The sequence below is a fragment of the Mesorhizobium sp. P2_C7 genome, from assembly GCF_056404515.1.
Genome location: NZ_JBFUDW010000022.1, coordinates 43086 through 65256 on the forward strand (window position 1 = coordinate 43086; position 22171 = coordinate 65256).

General features: G+C 61.5%; 18 protein-coding genes, 1 tRNA gene and 1 pseudogene. 8 read left to right on the plus strand and 12 right to left on the minus strand.

The genetic code is table 11. The annotated features are described in order from the left end of the window. Positions 1-33 precede the first annotated feature (33 nt). Positions 34-1092 (minus strand): D-TA family PLP-dependent enzyme, encoded by a 1059-nt coding sequence (locus AC1D2G_RS32190; RefSeq protein WP_477419081.1) that lies wholly within the window; start codon positions 1090-1092, stop codon positions 34-36. Positions 1093-1282: 190 nt separating this feature from the next. Between AC1D2G_RS32190 and AC1D2G_RS32195 the strand changes: the two genes are divergently transcribed. Then, positions 1283-1969 carry a D-lyxose/D-mannose family sugar isomerase gene (locus AC1D2G_RS32195; protein WP_477304506.1) on the plus strand — a complete coding sequence of 229 codons (687 nt, stop codon included), beginning with the start codon at positions 1283-1285 and terminating at the stop codon, positions 1967-1969. Positions 1970-1978: 9 nt separating this feature from the next. On the opposite strand, the gene AC1D2G_RS32200 is transcribed toward AC1D2G_RS32195, so the two are convergent. Then, positions 1979-3664: a hypothetical protein gene (locus AC1D2G_RS32200; RefSeq protein ID WP_477419083.1), complete on the minus strand. Its 1686-nt coding sequence runs from the start codon at positions 3662-3664 to the stop codon at positions 1979-1981. A gap of 75 nt (positions 3665-3739) precedes the next feature. Beyond that, positions 3740-4210 (minus strand): nucleoside deaminase, encoded by a 471-nt coding sequence (locus AC1D2G_RS32205; RefSeq protein ID WP_457153748.1) that lies wholly within the window; start codon positions 4208-4210, stop codon positions 3740-3742. Positions 4211-4704: 494 nt separating this feature from the next. On the opposite strand from AC1D2G_RS32205, the gene AC1D2G_RS32210 reads away from it, so the two are divergent. Beyond that, a complete protein-coding gene (locus AC1D2G_RS32210) occupies positions 4705-6489 on the plus strand; it encodes a B12-binding domain-containing radical SAM protein (protein WP_477419084.1) in 1785 nt (594 codons plus the stop codon). Positions 6490-6723: 234 nt separating this feature from the next. Here AC1D2G_RS32210 and AC1D2G_RS32215 read toward each other — a convergent pair whose 3' ends face one another. The 3 genes from AC1D2G_RS32215 to AC1D2G_RS32225 all read right to left on the minus strand — a co-directional run bounded on the left by AC1D2G_RS32215 (position 6724) and on the right by AC1D2G_RS32225 (position 9126). After that, positions 6724-7269 carry a BA14K family protein gene (locus AC1D2G_RS32215; RefSeq protein ID WP_477419086.1) on the minus strand — a complete coding sequence of 182 codons (546 nt, stop codon included), beginning with the start codon at positions 7267-7269 and terminating at the stop codon, positions 6724-6726. A 671-nt stretch (positions 7270-7940) separates the two neighbouring features. Further along, positions 7941-8014, minus strand: a tRNA-Gln gene (locus AC1D2G_RS32220). Between the two features lie 179 nt (positions 8015-8193). Then, positions 8194-9126, minus strand: coding sequence for a lysylphosphatidylglycerol synthase domain-containing protein (locus AC1D2G_RS32225; protein ID WP_477228901.1), 933 nt, complete (start codon positions 9124-9126; stop codon positions 8194-8196). A gap of 334 nt (positions 9127-9460) precedes the next feature. Between AC1D2G_RS32225 and AC1D2G_RS32230 the strand changes: the two genes are divergently transcribed. After that, positions 9461-10855: a Ppx/GppA phosphatase family protein gene (locus AC1D2G_RS32230; RefSeq protein ID WP_477419105.1), complete on the plus strand. Its 1395-nt coding sequence runs from the start codon at positions 9461-9463 to the stop codon at positions 10853-10855. A 119-nt stretch (positions 10856-10974) separates the two neighbouring features. Continuing rightward, positions 10975-11727: an RlmE family RNA methyltransferase gene (locus AC1D2G_RS32235; protein WP_477228902.1), complete on the plus strand. Its 753-nt coding sequence runs from the start codon at positions 10975-10977 to the stop codon at positions 11725-11727. 21 nt (positions 11728-11748) lie between these two features. On the opposite strand, the gene AC1D2G_RS32240 is transcribed toward AC1D2G_RS32235, so the two are convergent. After that, positions 11749-13170, minus strand: a complete 1422-nt coding sequence (locus AC1D2G_RS32240) for a DHA2 family efflux MFS transporter permease subunit (RefSeq protein ID WP_477419088.1) — start codon at positions 13168-13170, stop codon at positions 11749-11751. A gap of 301 nt (positions 13171-13471) precedes the next feature. Here AC1D2G_RS32240 and guaB point away from each other — a divergent pair, with 301 nt between their 5' ends. Further along, complete coding sequence (gene guaB, locus AC1D2G_RS32245) at positions 13472-14974, plus strand: IMP dehydrogenase (RefSeq protein ID WP_477419090.1); 1503 nt, start codon at positions 13472-13474, stop codon at positions 14972-14974. A 103-nt stretch (positions 14975-15077) separates the two neighbouring features. Here guaB and AC1D2G_RS32250 read toward each other — a convergent pair whose 3' ends face one another. The 4 genes from AC1D2G_RS32250 to AC1D2G_RS32265 form a co-directional block, all read right to left on the minus strand. Then, positions 15078-16385, minus strand: coding sequence for an HlyD family secretion protein (locus tag AC1D2G_RS32250; protein ID WP_477419092.1), 1308 nt, complete (start codon positions 16383-16385; stop codon positions 15078-15080). 10 nt (positions 16386-16395) lie between these two features. Next, a complete protein-coding gene (locus AC1D2G_RS32255) occupies positions 16396-16599 on the minus strand; it encodes a DUF1656 domain-containing protein (RefSeq protein ID WP_457155382.1) in 204 nt (67 codons plus the stop codon). Continuing rightward, a complete protein-coding gene (locus tag AC1D2G_RS32260) occupies positions 16596-18533 on the minus strand; it encodes an FUSC family protein (protein WP_477419093.1) in 1938 nt (645 codons plus the stop codon). Before AC1D2G_RS32260 ends, AC1D2G_RS32255 begins: the two co-directional genes overlap by 4 nt. Before the next feature lie 684 nt (positions 18534-19217). Next, entirely contained in the window at positions 19218-20084 is an 867-nt protein-coding gene (locus tag AC1D2G_RS32265) for an MBL fold metallo-hydrolase (RefSeq protein ID WP_477419095.1), read from the minus strand. Between AC1D2G_RS32265 and AC1D2G_RS32270 the strand changes: the two genes are divergently transcribed. Together AC1D2G_RS32270 and AC1D2G_RS32275 are read left to right on the plus strand one after the other, a co-directional pair. Then, positions 20075-20650 (plus strand): hypothetical protein, encoded by a 576-nt coding sequence (locus tag AC1D2G_RS32270; RefSeq protein ID WP_477419097.1) that lies wholly within the window; start codon positions 20075-20077, stop codon positions 20648-20650. The genes AC1D2G_RS32265 and AC1D2G_RS32270 overlap by 10 nt on opposite strands. A gap of 356 nt (positions 20651-21006) precedes the next feature. Further along, a complete protein-coding gene (locus tag AC1D2G_RS32275; protein WP_477419099.1) occupies positions 21007-21363 on the plus strand; it encodes a DUF1330 domain-containing protein in 357 nt (118 codons plus the stop codon). Positions 21364-21615: 252 nt separating this feature from the next. On the opposite strand, the gene AC1D2G_RS32280 is transcribed toward AC1D2G_RS32275, so the two are convergent. Next, on the minus strand, positions 21616-21828 hold the full coding sequence (locus AC1D2G_RS32280; protein ID WP_477419101.1) for a hypothetical protein: 213 nt from the start codon (positions 21826-21828) through the stop codon (positions 21616-21618). Between the two features lie 44 nt (positions 21829-21872). Here AC1D2G_RS32280 and AC1D2G_RS32285 point away from each other — a divergent pair. Next, positions 21873-22171, plus strand: a pseudogene (locus tag AC1D2G_RS32285) (IMP dehydrogenase); the annotation flags it as partial.

The window sequence follows — 22171 nt, forward strand, 5'->3', positions numbered from 1 at the left end:
TTGCTGCGCGCGGCAGCACTCGCTGGCGTGGGGTTAGCCCATCCGTCCGCGCGCTGCCACCGGCAGTGTCTCCAGCACCTTGTCGCCGTCGATCAGGTTGACCTCGTTGAACAGGTTGGTGACCACGCAGCAATGGTCGGGCACGACGCGGACGCGTTCGCCGATGCGCAGCTTGGCATGGTCTGAAAGCGTGACGGTGCCGTGCTCCTCGCTCAAGCCCGTCACCCGCGCTCCCGCAACGCCAAGCAGTTCGCCAAAATCGGCAAGCCCCAGCGTGTCGCTGGACAGCGCCTTGCTGCCGGCATCGAGGATAGCGCGCGTCGCTGTGGGATGGCTGACCACCGTCGACAGTACCGTCAGCGCGCAATCGTCGAGAGTGCCGACGCCTTTGGCGACCTGGTAGCGGTCGAGATAGATGTAGGTGCCGGGGCGATACTCGGTGACGACCGATGCCTCGTTGGAGCGCCACATATCCGGCGTGCCGCCGCTGGAGATGCGGTCACAGGCGAGGCCCGAAGCGGCCAAGGCCTGCCTGACGTCGGCAAGCCACGCTTCGGCCTCCGCCGCGCGGCCGGCGGCCGGGTAGGTCATCAGCCCGCCGAAAGCGAGGCCACCGGCCTTGTCGATCTGTCTGGCCAGCGCAACGGCTTCATCCGCCGTCTGCACGCCACAGCGGCCCATGCCGGTGTCGAACTCGACCAGCACCGGCAGAGGATGGCCGGCATCGGTGAAGGTGGCCGCCAGCCCCTCGAGCGTCTCGACGCTGTCAGCCGTCACCGACAGCGTGACCCGGCCATGCAGCGCCAGAAGCCGTTCCAGCTTGGCCCGCCCGAGGATGTTGTAAGGGAGAAAAATATCGGTCAGGCCAGCGTCGGCCATCACCTCGGCCTCGCCGATCTTCTGGCAGGTGATGCCGACGGCGCCGGCCGCGACCTGCTTCTTCGCCCAATAGGGCAATTTGTGCGTCTTGATATGCGGCCGCAGCTTCAGCCCGTTCTTGTCGGCATGGGCCTGGGCGCGGGCAATGTTGGCTTCGGCGCGTGCGGCGTCGATCAGGATCGATGGCGTATCGAGGTCGTGGATGGTCGGCATCGTCTGTCATCCCATGGAAATCCGCAGGGTTTATGACCCCGAAAGCGCATGATGTCACGCGGCCAGCGCAGCTGATCTGTGGTCCATACGCTTACGCCGCAAGGACGGGCAGGGCGGCAAGATGGATCGACACCGGATCGGCGTTCCGCTATGCGATTTGTCGGAAAAATCGACACGAAGGACCATGATCATGAAACGCTCCGCCATCAACGACATCATCCGCGACGCCGACGCTTTCATCCGCTCGTTCGGCTACATCATGCCGCCCTTCGCCTATTGGTCGCCGCAGGAGGCAAAGGCGCGCCAGGTCGATTCCTCGGCCGTTTTCACCTCACGGCTTGGCTGGGACATCACCGACTATGGCCAGGAGAAGTTCGATGAACTCGGCCTGTTCCTGTTCACGGTTCGCAACGGCCGCTACGAAGACATGAAGAAGGGCATGGGCATGCTCTATGCCGAGAAGATCATGATCTCGCGCAAGGACCAGCTGTCGCCGATGCACCGCCACAACATCAAGGCCGAGGACATCATCAACCGCGGCGGTGGCAAGCTGGTGCTGGAACTGTTCATGCACGATCGCGACGGGGGTATCGATCCCAAGGCCGAGGTGTCGGTGCCTGTCGATGGAACCATCCACAGGCTGCCGGCGGGCGGGCTCCTGAAGCTCGACCCGGGCCAGAGCGTCACGCTGCTGCCCGGCGTCTGGCACGCCTTCTGGGCCGAGGGCAAGGATGTGCTGATCGGCGAGGTGTCGACCGTCAATGACGATCTCACCGACAATGTGTTCCGCGAGCAGATCGGCCGTTTCTCCAACATCGACGAGGACGTCGCCCCGGTGCACCTGCTGGTGTCCGATTATGAGAAGTGGCTGGGGTAGCTTCGGGGCTCAGTGGCAGCAGCTGGGCGCTGACTGCACGCTCGTCCTGCACAGGCAGGACGACCTGACCGGCACGTCTGCCTTGGCCAACGCCGTGGCAAGGCTTGCCTGCAGCCCCGGCAGTTCTTCGGTCTCGTCGCGCCGCTTCAGGCATTCCACCAGGCCGTGCAGTGCCCAGACATTGTTCGGGTGCTGGGCGCAGCGCTGCACCTTGCCGCTCAGGCCCAGATCGTCGCGATAAACCTGTTCGGCTTCCTCGGCGTGGCCCTGGTCGAGAAGCAGCGCCGCCAGCGCATGGCGCGGCGGGTGCATCCACGCCCACGGCTCGGTGTAGGACAGATTGTCGTCAAGCTCGACCGCTTGCCGCAGATGGCCATACGCCACTTCATGCCGGCCCTGGTGATAGGCAAGCTCGCCGTCGAGGAGAGCCGCGCCGACAGCCAGCGAAGCGCGGGTCGGGTTGCTGAGGAAGCGCCGTTCCATAGGAATGCCTTCCAGATGCCGGTAGAATTTCTCGCGCTCGCGCTCGGCTTCGGCAAAGTTCCTCAGCGTCGCGTGCGCCACACCCTTGGCGTAGTGCTGCATGGCCGCCGTCAGCACATAGACGCCGGGCTCCCGGGTCACCGGTTCGTCGATGATTTCCTGCCAGCGGCCGAAGCGCACCTCAACATGCGATTTCATGGCGTGGTAGCCTTCCACCGTCTGCGTGAGTTTTGGCCGGTCGGGAAGGCTGACCACGTCGCGCGTCACCAGACTGCGCACTCTGTCGGCGGCCCACAGGGCCGGTCTGGACTGGCCGAGCAACATGCAGGTGAACATCATCAGATGCAGGTCGTGGCAGCAGCCGAGCAGGTAGTAGGTCGGCTCGTCCGCATAGGCGAGATAGAGGTCGTTGGCGCGAACCGCCTTCTCGCTGGCGAGCTTGGCCTTCTCGTACGCGCCGCACAGCACATAGATGTGACCCGGCATGTGGTTCATGTGCCCGGCATCGGGGCACATTTCGCCGAGCAGGTCCGCCGATCGCATGCCGCGTTCCGGCATGGTCGACATTTCCAGGAGATGGATGTGCAGATGGACGATCGCCGGATGCTGTGGAATGCCGGCCTCGTCGGCAAGCCGGATCGACCGCTCGCAAACCGCGAGCGCCTCGATCACGTCGGAGTTCGGCGCAGGCGCACCGGTCTTGAGGTTCCACAACCGCCGCACCGTGCGCATCATAAGCGCCTCGACCAGCAGCGCCATCACGTCATGGTCGTCAGGAAAGCTTTGATACACCAGCCGCATCGCGGCGGCGTAGGCGTCATCCCACTGCTCGAATTCCGGCGGCGTCACCCGATGCGGTTTTTGGAAGCGGCGGGCCAGCGCCTCGATCAATCGCCTTTCGACCTCGCTGGCGGAAGCCGCATTGGCGTGCGCGAGTTGAACATGCTCGAAGCAGCGCTTCGTCGCGCTTTCGGCCTCAGCCTCGCCATGCTCCCTCCAGGTCAGATTGTAGAAAGGCCCGGCGGCATAGGCGATGCCCCAATGCACCATCGGGCAATCGGGGTCCGTTGCGAGTGCCTTCTCAAAACACTTGATGCCTTCCTCATGGTTGAAGCCGTAGCACCAGTTCAGGCCGATATCGAACCAGCGCCGGGTTTCCGCCGAGTGGGTGGAGATGGGGCGGCGGTAGCTGCCGAGGTTGAAGCGATCCATTGAGCCCCCGAGTTCTCCGAGCGCTTTGGTTAGAGCGCGCTTACAGAGCGCCCCGGCGGAGGGCTGGACACCGCGTCAGCGCTTCCAGAAATCGCGGTGTGGTGCGATCAACTCGTCCGCGATCTCGGGGAAGGGGCCGAAGACCTCGATCTTCTTCTGGCCGGAGTCGAGTACGGTGCGCGATGAGAGGCTCATCGTTGGGTTGTCCGCATGATTCCCCGTAAGCGCCAGGAGCTTGCTCTCCTCGAAGCCGTAGACCAGCCGGCCGATATTTGCCCAGTAGAGCGTTCCGGTGCACATCGCGCAGGGCTCACCGGTCGAGACCAGCGTGCATTGCCATAGGAACTCCGGCTCGTAGGTCGCCGCGGCGCGCCGGGCAAGCTCGGTCTCGGCATGGCGCACCGTGTCGAGATTGCCCTGCCGCATCAGCACGTGATCGTCCGGCCCGACCAGCACGCAACCGAACGGATGATGCCCATGCGCCGCCGCCTCGCGCGCGACCGCGTCTGCGGATCGGAGGTGGGCGAGCATCTGATCTCGGGTCATGGCAAAATCCCCATCACGCCGACATCCGATGAGCGGCTCTTCGCGCCGAGATTGCGGCCAAAGCGACGCGATTGGCAAGAGCTAACCCCGCTTGAGGGTCCACCTACTCCAAGGTCGGTGGCGCGGAGGCGAGCGCCGATCGGCTCGGGCCTGGACAACGAGCTGATTAACTTGGCAAATTGCTTGCCTGTGCTGGCAGTCTCAAGTGAACCCGTCTCTGGTCTCGGTTCCCTGAAGTACAGGGAAAAACAGGGATTTTGGTGAAGGCATAGGCTTCCTTGGTGGTCAAGAGCGCCTCGCAGGCGATCGGATAACGGCTGGCGAAGTCGGTAATCGTCAGCGGATTATGAAAGTAACGACCGACCTTCGAGCCATTGAGGAAGGGCCTACCGGCCCTTCCTCAACCTTCGCCCGTCACTTTAATTATGACCCCGCAGGGCGACAGGCGCAGTCCTGCGTGCTATCTTTGGCTTTTGATACGAGGGGTGCGTGTTTTGTCCGCTTCTTCTCAAAAAGCCGCGGGGCGACGTTTCCAGCTCGTCCTGATAAAGCCATCGCACTACGACGATGACGGATACGTTATTCGCTGGTGGCGAGCGATGATCCCGTCGAATTCGCTCGCCGCTGTCTATGGCATCGCTACCGATTGTGCGGATCGCGAAATCCTCGGTTCAGACGTAGCCATCGACATCATGGCGATCGACGAGACCAACACGCGGGTCGATATTCCGGCGCTGCTGGCGAAGCTCCGGCAGCACGACAATTTCGGAATGATCGCTCTGATTGGCGTCCAGTCCAATCAGTATCCCCGCGCGCTCGATATTGCTCGACCCTTCCGCGACGCGAAAGTGGCCGTCGCGATGGGCGGCTTCCATGTCTCGGGATGTCTGGCCATGCTGGACGGGAGCGCGGTCGAACTCGACGCTTGTCGCGAAATGGGCATTTCCATGTTTGCAGGCGAGGCCGAAGGTCGATTCGAAGCGGTACTGCGCGACGCTGCATCTGGCCAGCTCGCGCCGCTATACGATTTCCTGAAGGACATGCCCGGCATTGAGGGCTCGCCGGTACCGTTCCTTCCTAAACAGTACGTCGAACACACTATGGGCCTCAGCACGAGTTTCGATGCGGGTCGCGGCTGCCCCTATCAATGCTCGTTCTGCACCATCATCAATGTGCAAGGTCGAAAATCACGCTTCCGCTCCGCAGATGACGTGGAGAAGCTGGTGCGGATGAACTGGACGCACGGGGTCCACAAGTTCTTCATCACTGACGACAATTTCGCGCGCAATAGGGAATGGGAAGCGATTTTCGACCGCCTTATCTCGTTGCGTGAGAAGGATGGCATCCCTCTCGGCCTCATGATCCAGGTGGACACGCTGTGCCACAAGATCGAGAACTTCGTGGAGAAGGCGAAACGAGCTGGTGTTACGCGCGTCTTCATTGGCTTGGAGAACGTCAATCCGGACAATCTCGCTGCGGCCAAAAAGCGGCAGAACAAGATTACCGAATACCGTAAGATGCTACTCGCCTGGAAGGCACAGGGCATCATGACTTTGGCGGGCTATATTCTCGGCTTTCCGTCGGACACGCCCGAGACGATCAGACGCGATATCGCAATCATACAGGAAGAGCTCCCTCTCGACATAATAGAGTTTTTTAACCTGACGCCGCTGCCGGGGTCGGAGGACCACCAGGGCCTTTGGAGGAAGCGGGTCGAGATGGACTCCGATCTCAACGTCTACGACCTTGAGCATGTCTGCACAGCACATCCGAGAATGACCAGCCAGGAATGGAAGAGCATCTACCAGGAAGCATGGTCGCTCTACTACACGCCCAAGCATATGCGTACGCTGTTGCGCCGTGCGGTCGCGTCTGGCGTTCCACTCGGCAGTCTGGTCAAGCTCCTCGTGACGTTCTCAACCGTAGTCCCTCTTGAGAAGGTGCATCCGTTGCAGACTGGTCTTCTGCGCCTCAAGCGGCCGTCGGAGCGGCGCCCCGGCATGCCCCGCGAAAACCCTTGGTACTTCTGGCCTCGATTCGTATGGGAAACTCTTCGGAAACACGCCGTCCTCGCCAACACAATTGTGCGTCTTATGGTAGCGGCACGTGCGATCTCGCGAAATTCTGCATCAAAGGATTACATGGATCAGGCGCTCATGCCGGTCGGTGATGACGGCGACGAGACACTCGATCTTTTCACAAAGACCGCTGGCGGCGACGCGGCGGTAACGCACATCAAGAAGGTCGCGGGATTGACGAGGGGCATTAAAGCCGCCTGACAGCGAGGCTTGGAGAAGCCCGCTTTGCCGAAGTCGAGGGCATCGCGATCGTCGGCGAGTTCGCCGAGATCGAGACCGGCAAGGGCGCGGATGCGCTCGATCGGCCACAACTCGCCGCAGCGCGCCAACAGTCTGTCCAGAAGCGTCTCAATGACCACCTGGACCGCGCAATGTCGCCGATCACCGCTCTGGATCTCATGGAGTCCCATTGCGATCTGGGCAGCGTGCGCTATTTCAGTAGCGGTAGTAGTGCCTACGATGGTAATACCTGTGGTGGTAGTAGTGCCTATAGTTATAGTAGTACCTGGGATGATAGTACCTGTGATGATAGTACCTGTGATGATAGTACCTGTAGTGATAGTACCTACGGTGGTAATAATTCCTATGGTAGTAGTGCCTGTGATAATACACCGGGCGGTAATAGCCACCGCCGTAATACGGGTCGGAATAATACCCGCCATCGTAGTAGCCGCCACCGTAGTAGCCGTTGTTGAACATGCTTCCGATCAGGGCTCCTGCGACAAGTCCTCCCGGAAAGAAGTCATTGTAGCCGTCATATCCACGCCCATAGTAGCGGTGGCCATAGTAGCCACCTCTGTATCGCCCATAATTGCCGCCTCCCCAATGATTGTTGCGCCATCTGGCGCCCCGAACTTGGAAAACGTGGGGCTGCGCGCTTTGCGCCTGAGGAACGAAAATTGGTGCGGCATCAACTGGAACAGCGCTCGTTAGCGCTAACGCTGATATCAAGGCGGCGGCCATGCCGGTCAGGAACTTCATGATCAAGTCCTCGCTGATTGGGCACTATTTCTGGCTATCCACCAAACGTCGTCGTTGCGAAATAGTTCCAGACTGATGAGCCGCGCCAGGCTGCTCGTCACAAGCTGCTGACAAGTCTAAACCTCGGACGGATTTCAGCAGGACGTCACATCAGCCCGCCAGCGCCAGCCCGACGGCGACACCAAGACCGAACACGATGCCCGCGGCGAACCTGCCGCCAAGGCTGATGGTGAGAGCCAGGCGTTGCTGCCAATTTGGACCGAGGTCGCAAAATTGCTACCGACAGAAGGCCCGCTTCGGCGGGCTTTTTGTTGTGGTGGTCGCAAACGAAAAACCCGCTGCCGAAGGGGGAATGGCAGCGGGTTTATTTGAGCTAACCTCGGGGGAGGAGTTAGCCTGGGTACCGGCATCGCATCTTGGGAGGAGTAGATGGCCGATAGCTGATAAAGTACCGGCTGCAGTACGTCGCCGCAATTGTGCGAAGGTCTTGCTGCCTAAACGAAGGTTTAGGTTTAGCCCCCACTTCGGTGGGGTTTCATGCCGCCATGTTGCTATCGCGATTCCCGCAACCATTACCAATCGTTACAAATCAATGGCTTAGGTTGCTAACGCTACACGGGCCTAGCAACATGATTTTTGGGGCGTTTGGCAGCTAAGTGTCTGAAATTGATTGGCTGGGGAACCTGGATTCGAACCAGGACTAACGGAGTCAGAGTCCGTGGGTCTACCGTTAACCTATTCCCCAGCAAGCGCGGTCATGAACCGTGCGGGCCGAGCGGCCAAGCCGCTTGAGCGCTGCCTTGTAGCCGCCAGCGGAAAATAGTCAAGCCTGCTCGGCAGTTCAATCGCAACGTTTTGTCGGTCCGTTTTGTAAGTTGGTTCCACGCATTGCGTGGCCCGGGCGACGCCAAGTCCACCCGCGCCTCAGCTCTCGCTTCGGCTGAACTGCGACCGTTCGAAGAACAGCACGATACCAAGGCCCAGAATCAGCGGGATGACCAGGTAGAACAGCCGGAACACCAGCAGTGCCGCCAGCACGCCGACCGGATCCATGTCGGACAGCCCCGCCAGGAACACCACTTCGAACACGCCGAGCCCACCCGGCGCATGCGAGATCTGCGCGATCGAGAACGAGATCAGGAAAACGCCAAGGACGACAAAATAGCCGGGATTGTGGATCGATGGCAGGGCAAAGAAGATGATCGCAGCCGCCGCCAGCAGCTCGACCGGGCCGATCAGCAATTGCCGCGCGACGATCGGCAGCGCCGGATAGTGCAACTGGAAGCTGGCGATCTTCAGTGGGCGCAGATGCAGCCAGCTGCCGAATATGTAGGCGGCGACGAGCAGCAGCATCACGATCCCCGCCGCCTCCGACAGACCGTGATGGGCGATGCCGGAAAACCGGTCGAGAATCTCAGGCTCGAAGACCAATACGAGGCCGGAGGCTAGAATCGTCGACAGCACGAAGGTGATCCAGCAGATCGCCACCAGCACGCCGACATCCTGGCCGGTCAGGCCCCTGGTGCCATAGGCGCGGTAGCGGATGACGGCGCCGGAGAACACCGATCCGCCGATGTTGTGCGACAGCGCATAGGTGGTGAAGGAACAGAGCGTAACGAACAGCCACGACACTTTCTTGCCGATATGCAAGAGCGCGATGTGGTCGTAGCCGGCGAGCGAGGCATAGGCGACGACCGAACACAGCGCCGCGAGAATCCAGCGGCGAGCCGGAATCGCCGATATGCCGCCCCAGACATCGTCGAGCGAGATGCCGCGCAGTTCGTGCCAGAGCAGGAGCAGCGAGAAAATCACCGCCGCAATGCCGACGACCGGCCAGAAATAGCGTCTCCAGTTCATTGCCTGATTGCCATGCGTTGCGGGTCCGCTTCCTTTTCTGTCGAGAGGCCGGTTGCGCCGGATTCTTCCGCTCATTTCAGAGATGCCTCATTGAAGCCGGCTATTCAACCGCGAACGCTTTGCGTTGCGGCAGCCGGCAGGATTTGCCTGCGTCGAGGGCGGCCCAACGGGACGCCAGCCGGCATTGCGCCTACCAATCGAGGCTTACGGGTACATTGCGTGGCGCGGCCTCAAAGGCGGTTCACGCGCCGAGCCGGCAAAATTGAGCGCGCGGCTCTTGGTAATCGGGCGCGGCACTGTTAGTCTGGCGGCAACTTAAAACACGTCAAAGCGCCTGCTGCGTCCGTCATCGGTTCGCGCGGCGCCGGAAGGAACGAAAGTGGAAGACCGCGACACCRGCGCTGGCGCGCCGGAGGTGGGTGCGTCCAGCACTTCCCCAGGGCCAGCGGGCTCGTGGCGGCAAAGCCGCCCGACGGAGTCCCGCTCCGCCGACGGGCAGGCGGGCGACGCAACCCACAGCCAGAAGGGCAAGCCCAGGAAGCGACGCAAGCGAAGGCGCGGGCGCAAGGTTTTTGCGCGCGACGAGGCGCATCCCGTAGGGAATAGATCGCTTGTGCCCGGCAACGCCCCTTCGGCGGCGGAAGCGACAAAACTGCCCAATTCGGTGGTCTTGCCCGCCGTTGCGCCGGCACGGCATGAGCCGGGCGCCCACCGGTCGCCGCTGCAGGAGCTTCCGGTGTTTGCGGCTCTCGACCTCGGCACCAACAATTGCCGGTTGCTGGTTGCCGTGCCGACGCGGCATGGCCAGTTCCGGGTCATCGATGCTTTTTCGCGCATCGTCAGGCTGGGCGAGGGGCTCACGGCCAATGGCCGGCTCGGCCAGCCGGCGATGGACCGCGCGGTCGAGGCGCTGAAGATCTGCGGCGACAAATTGCGCAACCGCAAGATCAGAAAAGCCCGGCTGATCGCCACCGAAGCCTGCCGCTCGGCTGAAAACGGCGTCGAATTCCTCGATCGCGTCGAGCGCGAGGCCGGCCTGAAGCTCGAGATCATCGATCGCCAGACCGAAGCACGGCTGGCGGTTTCCGGCTGCGGTTCGCTGGTCGAGCGTGACACGCAAGGCGTCGTCCTGTTCGACATTGGCGGTGGTTCGTCCGAAATCGCGCTGATCGACCTCAGCGGCCGCCGTTCGCCGCGGCTCGCCCACCATATCGTGTCGTGGACGTCGCTGCCGGTCGGCGTCGTGTCACTGGCCGAGCGTTTCGGCGGCCGCACGGTGACGCGCGAGATCTTTGGCGCCATGGTCGACGACGTCGCCAACCGGTTGGCCAGCTTCGACGGCCGCGACCGCTTAAGCCATCTCAAGGCCAGCCCGAATTTCCATCTGCTCGGCACGTCGGGTACGGTGACGACGCTGGCCGGCGTCCACCTTGACCTCGAACGCTACGACCGCCGGCGCGTCGACGGGCTGTGGATGGACCGCGACAGCGTCGACCGCATGGTCGAAAAGCTGGTCGGCTGGGATTTCCAGCAGCGTTGCGCCAACCCTTGCATCGGCGCCGATCGCGCCGATCTGGTGTTGGCCGGCTGTGCTATCCTCGAGGCGATCCGCGCGGTATGGCCGTCGGAGCGGCTGCGCGTCGCCGACCGTGGCCTGCGCGAGGGCATATTGAGCGAACTGATGGCCGATGACGGCGTCTGGCGCAACGATGGACGTGGCAGAGCATGATCCCGAAAAGTGGCGCCCGGTTTTCGGAACAGATCATGCTCAGGCAAAAAGGCGAGCATGATCCCGAAAAGTGGCGCCCGGTTTTCGGAACAGACCATGCTCAGGCAAGAAATTAGGCAATGACCAAGAAACCGGAAAAACCAGGGTCTGCGAGCATTCGCGTGCTGAAGACGCGGATCAAGAAGAAGAGCGGCCTGAAGGAATCGTCGCGCCGCTGGCTGCAGCGCCACATCAACGATCCCTATGTCCAGCGCTCCAAGGCGGATGGCTACCGCTCGCGCGCGGCCTACAAGCTGATCGAGATCGACGACAAGCATCATTTGCTGAAACCCGGCATGAAGGTGATCGATCTGGGTGCTGCCCCCGGCGGCTGGTGCCAGGTCGCGGCGGCGCGCACGAAATCGACGGCCGACAAGCCGCATGTCGTCGGCATCGACTATCTGGAAATGGATGCCGTGCCCGGTGCGCCGGTCCTGTTGATGGATTTCCTCGATCCACTGGCGCCGCAAAAACTGGCCGAGGCGCTGGGCGGCGACCCGGATGTCGTGCTGTCCGACATGGCGGCACCCACCACCGGCCACAAGAGGACCGACCATATCCGCACCATGCATCTGTGCGAGGTCGCGGCCGATTTCGCGCTGTCGGTCCTGAAGCCGGGCGGGCATTTCCTCGCCAAGACCTTCCAGGGCGGCGCCGAAAACGAACTGCTCTCAATGCTCAAGCGCAACTTCCGCTCGGTCCATCACGTCAAGCCGCCGGCGTCGCGCGACGAATCGGTCGAGCTCTATCTGTTGGCCAAGGATTTCAAGGGACGCATGGCGCCGGATGGTGCCCAGGTTGAAAGCGCTGAGCAGGAGCCGTCCGAAGGCTGACGGCTGCCTTCCGGGCCGGCATCAATTGCCAGGCGGGCTCACCGGTTCCAGCGTCTTGGGCGTGCTCAGCCGGCCATGGCCGGAGATGGCGTTGCCGGCATCGGGCGCCAGCCGCACGAACGACAGCGCCGCCGCCGCCGATACAGCCGCGACGATGAAGAAGGCGATGTGGAAGTCGTCCAGCGACAGCGGACCGCCATGGATTGACGTCGAAACTTCCAGGATGCCGCCGGCCAGCGCCACGCCGAGCGCGATCGAAAGCTGCTGGAAGACAGCGGTAATCGGCGTCGCCTTGCTGGTGTCTTCAGCCGAAACCTCGGCATAGGCAAGCGCATTGACGCCGGTGAAGAACATCGAGCGGATGAAGCCGCCGACCAAAAGCATGGCCAGCATCAGCAGATAGGGCGTGTCGGGTGTGAACAGCCCGTTGATGGCAATCGACGCCGCAGCGACCAACGAGCCGACGACCAGCACGCGGCGGAAGCCGGCGACGCGGAAGATCAGCGCGGTGACGAATTTCATGCCGATGGCGCCGATCGCCGAGACGAAGGTGATCATGCCCGACTGAAAGGGCGTCAGTCCGAAGCCGATCTGGAACATCAACGGCAGGAGGAAGGGCACGGCGCCGATGCCGATGCGGAACAGTGAGCCGCCCAGCACCGACGAGCGGAACACCTGGTTGCGGAACAGTTCCAGCGCCAGCAGCGGGTTTTTGGCGTGGCGCGCATGCAGCAAATAGAGCGCCCCCGACGCCAGGCCGACTACCACCGTGATGATGCCGACGATCGGCGGCAGATATGGCAGGCTGACCACCGACAGGCCGAACACCACGCCGGACGCCGCCAGCCCGCTCAACACGAAGCCGATGAAATCAAGTGGCGGGTTCTGCGTTGGTTCGGTCCGCGGCAGGAAACGCGTCGCCAGCCAGATGCCGATCAGGCCTATCGGCACATTGATCAGGAAGATCCAGTGCCAGGTGAAATAGGTGGTGATGAACCCGCCGATCGGCGGTCCGACCAGCGGCCCGACCAGCGCCGGAACGGTCAGCCAGGACATAGCCGCGACCAGTTCACTTTTCGGTGTCGCGCGCACCAGCACCAGTCGCCCGACCGGTGTCATCATGGCGCCGCCAATGCCTTGCAGGAAACGTGACACCACGAAAGCCGGCAGCGAACCGGAAAGGGCGCAGGCGATCGAGCCGACCATGAAGACCGCGATTGCGGCACGAAAGACATTCTTGGCGCCGAAGCGATCGGCCATCCAGCCACTGATCGGAATGAAGATCGCCAGCGACACCAGATAGGCCGTCAGCGCCAGCTTCAGCGCGATCGGGCTGGTATGGATGTCGATGGCGATCGCCGGCAGCGATGTCGCGATGACGGTCGAATCCATGTTTTCCATGAAAAGTGCGACCGCCAGGATGAGCGGGATGGTGCGGTTCAAGGAACGCGTCCGAACTGAATGTTTCGTCGTCAATTGCTTGCCGACCTTGGGGGCAAGCCGACACGAAGGGCGGTTATCACGGCTTGGGGCGGATGTCGCATTAATTTGCAGTCACTTTTGTGCGACCGCAACCGCAGATGACGTCCGTTCGGCGTCACGTCACCTTTACGGGAGCGTGAAATCATCGGCTTTTCATCGGCGGCGGGACGTGTTACGAGCCAGCGCCAATCCTGAAAGGGAAGAAGACGAGTCGGCGCTGTCCATCCTGGTCAAGCGCTTTTTTGTATTCCGAGGACTGGCCATGGCAAAAATCATCGAAACGTCCACCGGCGCACTGGCGCTCACCTTTGACGACGTGCTTCTGCAGCCCGGTCATTCCGAGGTCATGCCCGGCGAGACCGATGTCCGCACGCGCATTGCCGGCGACATCGACCTCAATGTGCCGATCCTGTCGGCGGCGATGGACACCGTCACCGAAGCGCGACTTGCCATCGCCATGGCCCAGGCCGGTGGCATTGGCGTCATCCACCGCAATTTCTCGCCGGCCGAGCAGGCCGAGCAGGTGCGGCAGGTCAAGAAGTTCGAATCCGGCATGGTGATCAATCCCGTCACCATCGGCCCCGACGCCACCCTTGCCGACGCGCTTTCGCTGATGCGGACCTATTCGATTTCGGGCATTCCGGTGGTCGAGAATGGCGGCACCGGCGGCCAGAAAATCGGTCGGCTGGTCGGCATCCTGACCAACCGCGACGTGCGCTTCGCGTCCGATCCGGCGCAGAAGGTCTACGAACTGATGACGCGTGAGAACCTGATCACGGTCAAGGAGAATGTCGACCAGGACGAGGCCAAGCGCCTCCTGCATCAGCACCGAATCGAAAAACTGGTCGTCGTCGACAGCCGAGGCAATTGCGTCGGGCTGATCACCGTCAAGGACATCGAGAAGTCGCAGCTCAACCCGCACGCCACCAAGGACGCGCAGGGCCGCTTGCGCGCCGCCGCCGCCACCAGCGTCGGCGATGACGGTTTCGAGCGCGCCGAACGTCTCATCGATGCCGGCGTCGACCTTCTGGTCATCGACACCGCGCACGGCCATTCGCAGCGCGTGCTGGACGCGGTGGCGCGCGCCAAGAAGCTCTCCAACTCGGTTCGCATCCTGGCCGGCAACGTCGCCACCGCCGAAGGCACGCAGGCGCTGATCGACGCCGGCGCGGATGCCGTCAAGGTTGGCATCGGCCCGGGCTCGATCTGCACAACTCGCATCGTTGCCGGCGTCGGTGTGCCGCAGCTTTCGGCCATCATGTCGGCGGTCGAGACGGCGCACAAATCAGGCGTCTCGGTGATTGCCGACGGCGGCATCAAATATTCCGGCGATCTGGCCAAGGCGCTCGCCGCCGGCGCCAGTGCAGCCATGATCGGCTCGCTGCTGGCCGGCACCGATGAAAGYCCGGGCGAGGTCTATCTGCATCAGGGCCGCTCCTTCAAGGCCTATCGCGGCATGGGYTCGGTCGGCGCCATGGCGCGCGGCTCGGCCGATCGSTACTTCCAGGCCGAGGTGCGCGACACGCTGAAACTGGTYCCGGAAGGCATCGAGGGGCAAGTTCCCTACAAAGGACCTGTGTCTGGCGTGCTGCACCAGCTTGCAGGCGGGCTGAAAGCCGCTATGGGTTATGTCGGCGGTCGCGATCTTGCCGATTTCCGCGAACGCGCCACTTTTGTACGCATATCCAACGCCGGACTTCGTGAAAGCCACGCCCATGACGTCACGATTACCCGCGAAAGCCCGAATTATCCCGGCGGACTCTGACGTCATGAAAAAGCGGTTTGATTTGAAATAGTTACGCTGATGCGATCTGCGCGTCCCGCGCCTAGAAGCCTTACTGCGATATTTCGCAATCCGCCGTCGTATGTCAGTGGTCCTGCTGGCCACTGCTGCGCGGAGCTACGTCCATACCGGGAGCGATGCCTGGACTGATCTGCTCTGGAGATGAGGCCGGGCTCGCCCTAGGCACTGGAATCGATTCCGTTGCAGGGTGTGCTCCGGCCCTGTCGGCCAAACAACCCGGTCGCGACACCGAGCCGTACCAAAGCTCGGAAAACCTGGCTGCAACATCTGATCGCACGCGATCGAACCAGTTTCGGTGATCGGTTCCCGTAACCGGCCGGATTGTCACCGTTGCCGTCATGCCGGAAACGAGGGGCACACCCGCCGGAACGTAGTCGATGGCGATGCGGACTGGCACGCGTTGCGCGAGGCGTACCCAGGTGTAGATAGGATCGACGTTGGGCAGCCCTTGGGTGCCTGGGGCAGCGTTCGATACGCTGATGCCCCGGGTGATTGTTTCCACGTGTCCAAGGATCGGCTCGGCGTAACCCATCAGCTTCGCCTCGGCGCGATCGCCAAAGCAGATCCGCGCCATTTTCGTTTCCTCGAAATAACCATCGATCCAAAAGCTGTCGGAATCGATCACGGAGATATTGGTCACCCCTGTGGGCGCATAGTTGCCCACCCGTAGCAGCAGATTGGTCACATAGCCGCTGACGGGACTGACGACCTTGGTCCTCGTGAGGTTTAGTTCGGCCTGGGCAAGTTCTTGCTGCGCCGCGTCGAACTGGGCCTTGGCCTGAGCGGCGTTCCCGGCGAAGGTCTGTTGCTCCTCGGGTGTCGTGGCAAGAGACGACAAATGTTGGCGCCGATCGGATTGGACCTTCTTGACTTGCAGGTCCGCCGCTTCCTGGGCCACCGTCGCCTTGCTGGTGGCCACAGCAACCTGGAAGTCGAACGGGTCGATGACGTAGAGCACGTCACCTTGGCCGACGAACTGGTTATCGGCCACCCTAAGTTCGACGATCTGGCCCGATACCTGAGGCGCGATGTTCGCGACCTGCACACGAACGGTGCCATTTCGCGTCCAAGGCGCCCGCACATAGTCCTGCCATGTGAGAACCGCGATCAGGCCAGCGAACAGCGCGATGGCGAGCGTGGAAAGACGCTTGCCAACCGCAAGAAGAAGACGCCCGAAACCACCGCGCGTCGAGGCGATGGATGGCGCCGATGCAGAGGGTATCTGAGGCCGGCCAGCTGGGCTGTCGCCTCCGACCCGGCTTACCGGCTTTGGTACTGGGGAGTCATGGGTCGCGTCGCCGACGGTGACCTGCTCTTCGAAGGGCGATTCGTCCAGCAATATCGTTTGATCCTGAGGCCGGGGAATCTCCATGACCTTCTCCCTAAAGAAGCATAGTAAGCAGCCCGAAAATCGCGACGAACAGACTAAGCTCGGCGATCGACGGATTGCTGAAATACCCCGAGAATCCAATAAGATGCAGGAGCGGGCGCAGCACTATGACGAGGACGAGCGCAATCGCTGCATAGGTGACTATGGGCGCTACCAGAACTCCGCCTATGACGAGCTCCCGAAACGTGTGCGTCATGGGTCGCCGCTCTCCATAGACCTGTCCGTGAAGGAAACACTCGCCAGGACGAGCGCTGCGCACGCCGCGGTGGCGACTGGATTGTGCCCGGATGCGGCGGCTTCACCCAAAGCCTTGGCCGAGCTTAACAATGCGGGCCCGTCCCGTTGGACAAGCGCCGCACGTGCTGCGTCGGCCACATTTGCTAGCGGGCCGGTTGCCAGCCGATCCAATCCGGCGCCACACAGTCGCAGCGCCGCCGCCCGGTCGAACCACAACATGGCTTCATCGAGAACCGGGCTATTCCGCGGAGATGCACCAGCCGCAGTCACGATCTGGCCGATCCGCGAGGCATCGCGAAACGTGGCCTCTTCCCGTGCGAGGTGCCCAGCTCGGTCAAATCTCGGACTGCGCTGCTCGTGGCGAGCGTCTTCCAGCAGAAGGCGAAGCCGGTGATCGTTCGACACAGGAGGGATCAGAAGTTGAACTCCAAACAGCAAACTTGTCGCAAGACACGCGAAAAAGCAGACGAATAGAAAGGTCTGTGGATCGTAGGTCTGTGGGTTGCTTGGTGCGAAGAAAGCTATGACGAAGATCAGGGTCAACCGCCCAAGGGTCGACAGGATCGGATTTGGCAACGTTGTCAGCAGTGCGCAGCCGATGGTGAAAGGCGCCAGACCAATCGCCAGCAAAGGGAACCCGGTGACGCCGTCCAGAACCACGAACTCCAGAATACCGGCAAGCAGACAGGAGATCGGCATGGCAACGACCGCGAGCGTCGTGAAGGTGCGTGCGTCAGGTACGGTAGCGCTCAACCCAATCAGCACGGCAATAAGAGCAAGGCAGGCTTCGGTTGCCGGCCACCCCGTCATCATGAAGAACATCGATGGCAGCACAAAGGAGATTGCGGCTCTGACGCCGGTCTCCGCCGCAATGCGGCGGGAGCGGTATAAAGGGGTGCGCCACTCGTGGGAGCCGTGGTTTCCTGCCCGCAATGCGTCGAGGCTGCCCCGCACGTCCCTGTTCCTTCGGAGCAGTTCTCCAGTGAGCCAGGCGAGACATATCGCCATCAGACCGGGTGAGCCTTCTGCCAAGCTGCCTGAAGGCCACTTGAACCTGGGCACGGTGGAGTTTGCTTCAAGTTCGGAGATAGCTTGCTCCCGCGGCCGCGGTTCGGCAGCGACTGGCAACGTTTCCAGTGCCCGGGCCGTAGCCAGTTCAGCGACGAGATCCACTGCCGCGGCACGGGCAGCCGCGCTTCTCGCCTGTCCGTTGCTCGATTCTGTGGCGAGGCTTGCTATATCAGGACGCAGCGCCGCGATCTCGCGCAGGAGTCCGGCTGCCATCGTGGCAGGCATGGTCTGACCGCGAACCGTGCTCTGGGCGTAATCCGCGACCCGGCGCTGCAACGCTTCGAGTTGGGCGGCCACTTTCGGATAATGGTCGGGGGCGGCCAAAAGGTCGTTCACCAAAGTGACTGCGAGAACACCAACGGCGATGGCCGCGCCACGCGCCACGCCAGTCTCGAAGACCTGCTGGGGACTATCGATTTGCTGAATCGCAATGAGCGCAACGGTAATCGTGCCGAGTGCTGCAGCGTAAGCGCGGTTGCCGTCCAGCAATCCTGCCGTGTAGACACACAGCCCGATCCATGCGGCGAACGCGGCAAGCATGATTCCGCCGCTTTGGGCGAAGAGCCCGACGATGGCGATCGACGCCATGACGCCGAGCACGGTCGCGATCAGCCGGAAGGCGGCCTTTTCCATACCTTGGCCGCGAGTGGGGAGTGCCAGAACGGTGACTGTGAGCGCCGCCGTAGATGGCGACTGCAGCTCGAGCCAAAAGCTCGTATAGAGGGCCGCGACGATGGCCACCCAGATCCTGAGCGCGAACGCCCAGGACGCAGGAGGAAATCCTGCGACGATGGTCGGATGTCGCACGACAGCAATACTCATCGCACTCCCGCAAGGTGGCTCAAGCTGGTATGCCTGTTGCTCCGAATCCGATAGCTCAGCTGGCCTGCATTACGCGGCACACCTCAGAGCAAGGCCTTTAACAGCCAAGGCTCTGAAAACTGTCGCTGCCGTATTGGCTGTGCGTGCGACCATTGATGTGGATGTTGCCGTATAGGTGTCGAGGCGGCCATTGTTCTACTGGATACGCAGCCCAGACGAATGGATATCCGGACCATACGTTGGTGTGAATGTTGAGGTACGGTGCATTCCGGTCACCGCGGCTTGGCAAGCTTCGAGTCGGGTGCGGTGGTTGCGATGCTTTCTTCCTTGCGGCGCTGCGGCATACCGCAACGCGAAGCACGGTAAGCGCACTACGGCGGCCGAGTTGGAACCACAGGATTGCCTCGAAAAGGCCGGCGCCACAGGTGAAAAGGGCGCTGGACGAACGACCCGGGCATACCGCAGGAGGGGTGCGAGTCGACACAGTTCACAGCACACGTCGCGCCATGCCAAGCGTTTGACCTATGGACGATGGCAGGGGCTGGAGAGTGCCTATAGCTTTTGCGGCTATCGGTCTGGCGGTCTCTCTGGCAGCAAGAGGATACCGCGGTCTGGACCACCACGAGAAAGCCTGCGCTGGCTTTGGGGAAAGGAGCCTTGTCTTCGCGCTGCGCAATTTGGCAATCAGTCAAGCTTCTTTGCGGCTTGCGCACCGCCCCAGAGCGAGCCCGGATTGGCGCGGTTGGGATAAAGCTCCAACATCGCGTCGTAGAGTTCGCGCGCAGTATTCGTGATCTTGTCGAGGCGATCGAAATCTCGCAGATATTTCCGCGTTTCGCCGATGTTGCGGGGGTCATCGTCGTTTTCCGGTATTTTGTGGCCGGCAACAACCGCCTTCGGCTCAAGTGCTTCAAGCTTCTCAAGGGCACTGATCCATTGAAGCCTGCTCAGCGCGGTTGTCTCTGCGAGATAAGGGTGAATGCCGTTGTAGACGACGTCGCCTGCAACGATCAGGTCGATAGAAGGCACATGCAGGCTTGTAGAGCAGGCTGTGTCGGTCTGCCCCGTATTGACAGGGACGAGTTTGTGTCCCTCTAACTCCAATTCGTTTTCACCGAGTGGATCGGCCACGAGCAGCCGCTCGGGTATCCCGTCGGGGATACGCTTGCGCCAAAACCCATCGATCGATTCCGGTGACAGTTGCGCCTCCATCGCCTTGACAACTTCGGGTATCGCGACAGCCCTTGCGGTTGGAAAATGCTCCAGGATTGGCGCGAGGCCAAAAAAATGGTCGCCATGTCCGTGCGTGATATAGATCGCGGTCAGGTTCTTGCCGCTCGCGATTACCCAGTTCAGCAATGTCAAGGATTGCTCGGTCGTCAGAAAAGTGTCGACGAGTACGGCATCCCGCTCGCCCGAGATAAGGGTCGACGAGTTCGCCACCCAAGCCCACCTCTCTTGCCCGGCAGGCAACTCACGACTAAGTCCTGGGCGCTTTACGGTAAGTACTTCCCAGGTCAGGGCGGCGCCTGAAGCCTCAATTGAGCTCATCTGATATCTCCGTGTTCATCAAAGGGTTCGCAAAGCGGTTGCAACCGCGTCGATATTGGGGTGCTGATTTCAACCAGTTTCCGAGTTGCCAACTTCTTCAGAAAGGAACTCCGCACAGTCGCACTTTCCGCGTGCACCGTGGTGGCGTCAGCGACCAGCTGCAGATCGTATTGGCTGTTCGGCCGATCGCTGATGTGAATGTTGCCGGACAGGTGTCGAGGCGGCCATTGTTCGTCCGGATCCGCGGCTCAAACGAATGGGTATCCGGACTATCCGTTGGTGTGAATGTTGAGGAGTGGTGCGTTCCGATCACTGCGGCTTGGCAAGCTTCGAGTCCGGTGAAGTGGTTGCCACGCATTCTGCCTTCCGGCGCTGTGCCCAAACTCAAAATTTGCGTCGGTAGGCGTGCTGAAGTGGCTTGGCTCCAATATGCCTGGCACGTCGTCATGGATGTAATCTCCGGGCACGAGTTGACGCATAAGCTGTTCGCTGATGCGAAGGAGCTGGGCATCGGCAGCGCCGAGATTGAGGACGATACCGGCAGCCTATTTGAAACCCTCCTCTAACTTACCTCCCGACCTCACGCCGCCTCAAAGGACTAGAGCTGGTTGCCTTCCGACTTCGGTCGTCGCGAGGCCAATAACTCGACAGGCGCACTGCCATCTTCGGACGTACGGATCGCCATCAGAACTGTCGCGTATCGACACATTGCAGACTATCAGTCTTAAGTCCGCTTTCGACCCATTTCGGACTTCTGCGCTGCTACCAACCTTCTCCCGTGAGCCGGGGCCGAAGAGCTTTCCGCCCTTTGTCTCGACCAAACCTTTGTATGACTCGACGAATGGCCTTAGCCACCTAGTATGCGCAATGAACTTGCTGGCCGAGCCCGGTCCCAGCAAACCAAAGTTCAGGAGGCGACACCGTGGCAACGTATCTCGTCAATCATCTTCGCATTCCCGGTGACATCCCCAACCTGGATGCGCTGTCTTACCTTGATCAGGTGGAGGCGACAGTCGCCCCCTACGGGGGCAAATGGTTAGCTCAAGGGCCGGTCGATGTGTTGGAGGGTGCGTGGCCAGGCTCGATAGTAGTCATGGAGTTCCCTGATCGGCAGTCACTCGACAAATGGTACAACTCGCCTGAGTACACGGCATTGCGTCCACTTCGGTTCAAAGGCGCGATTTCGGATATTGCACTGATCGACTCTCTACCGCCCGGTTTTACTGTCAAAGCCTTTGCGGCAGGCATCCGTGAAATGATCGACAAATCGCGTTCGTGACCCGATGACCGTTGGGCGCAAGCAGATGGTCGAGGCCGGCGAAGCGTGGGCGTGGCGTCGTGAAGGTGCAACTGCTGGTATGGGAGACGAACACGAAGGTCGTCTCGTTCTATCAACATCTGGGATTTGAGGTTGCACCGGGAACGGTGATGGCGAAGTAGATGGTCGTTCGCCGTAAGGACCGCTCTCCACCCTTTGCGGACCTTGTCTGGCGTGCCAGACTCGCCGAGCCTATGCGATGATGACATCGTGTCAGGCGAGACCACAATTTTCATGCGACCCTACGACGCCACAAAGCTTGTCCGCTTTCTCGAAGAGCGCTGTGCTCAGACCGAGGGTGCGACGTGGGTGGGTATCGGCAGTGCGGAGATCGAGGAAGACACTGGCAGCGTTTATGAGGCGATCCTGGAGGTGATCGTTCATGACGTCGGCGAAAAGCTCGCTGAGACGTTCGTGCAGGCGCATGGGCTTTCGTTCACAATGCACATTCCGGAGCGAGTCTCGCACTTCAATCCTGCGCCGACGCCGGCGCGGATGCCGTCAAGGTCGGCATCGGCCCGGGCTCGATCTGGACCACCCGCATTGTTGCCGGCGTCGGGGTGCCGCAACTTTCGGCCATCATGTCGGCGGTCGAGACGGCGCACAAATCAGGCGTCTCGGTGATCGCCGACGGCGGCATCAAATATTCCGGCGATCTGGCCAAGGCGCTCGCCGCCGGCGCCAGTGCAGCCATGATCGGCTCGCTGCTGGCCGGCACCGATGAAAGCCCGGGCGAGGTCTATCTGCATCAGGGCCGCTCCTTCAAGGC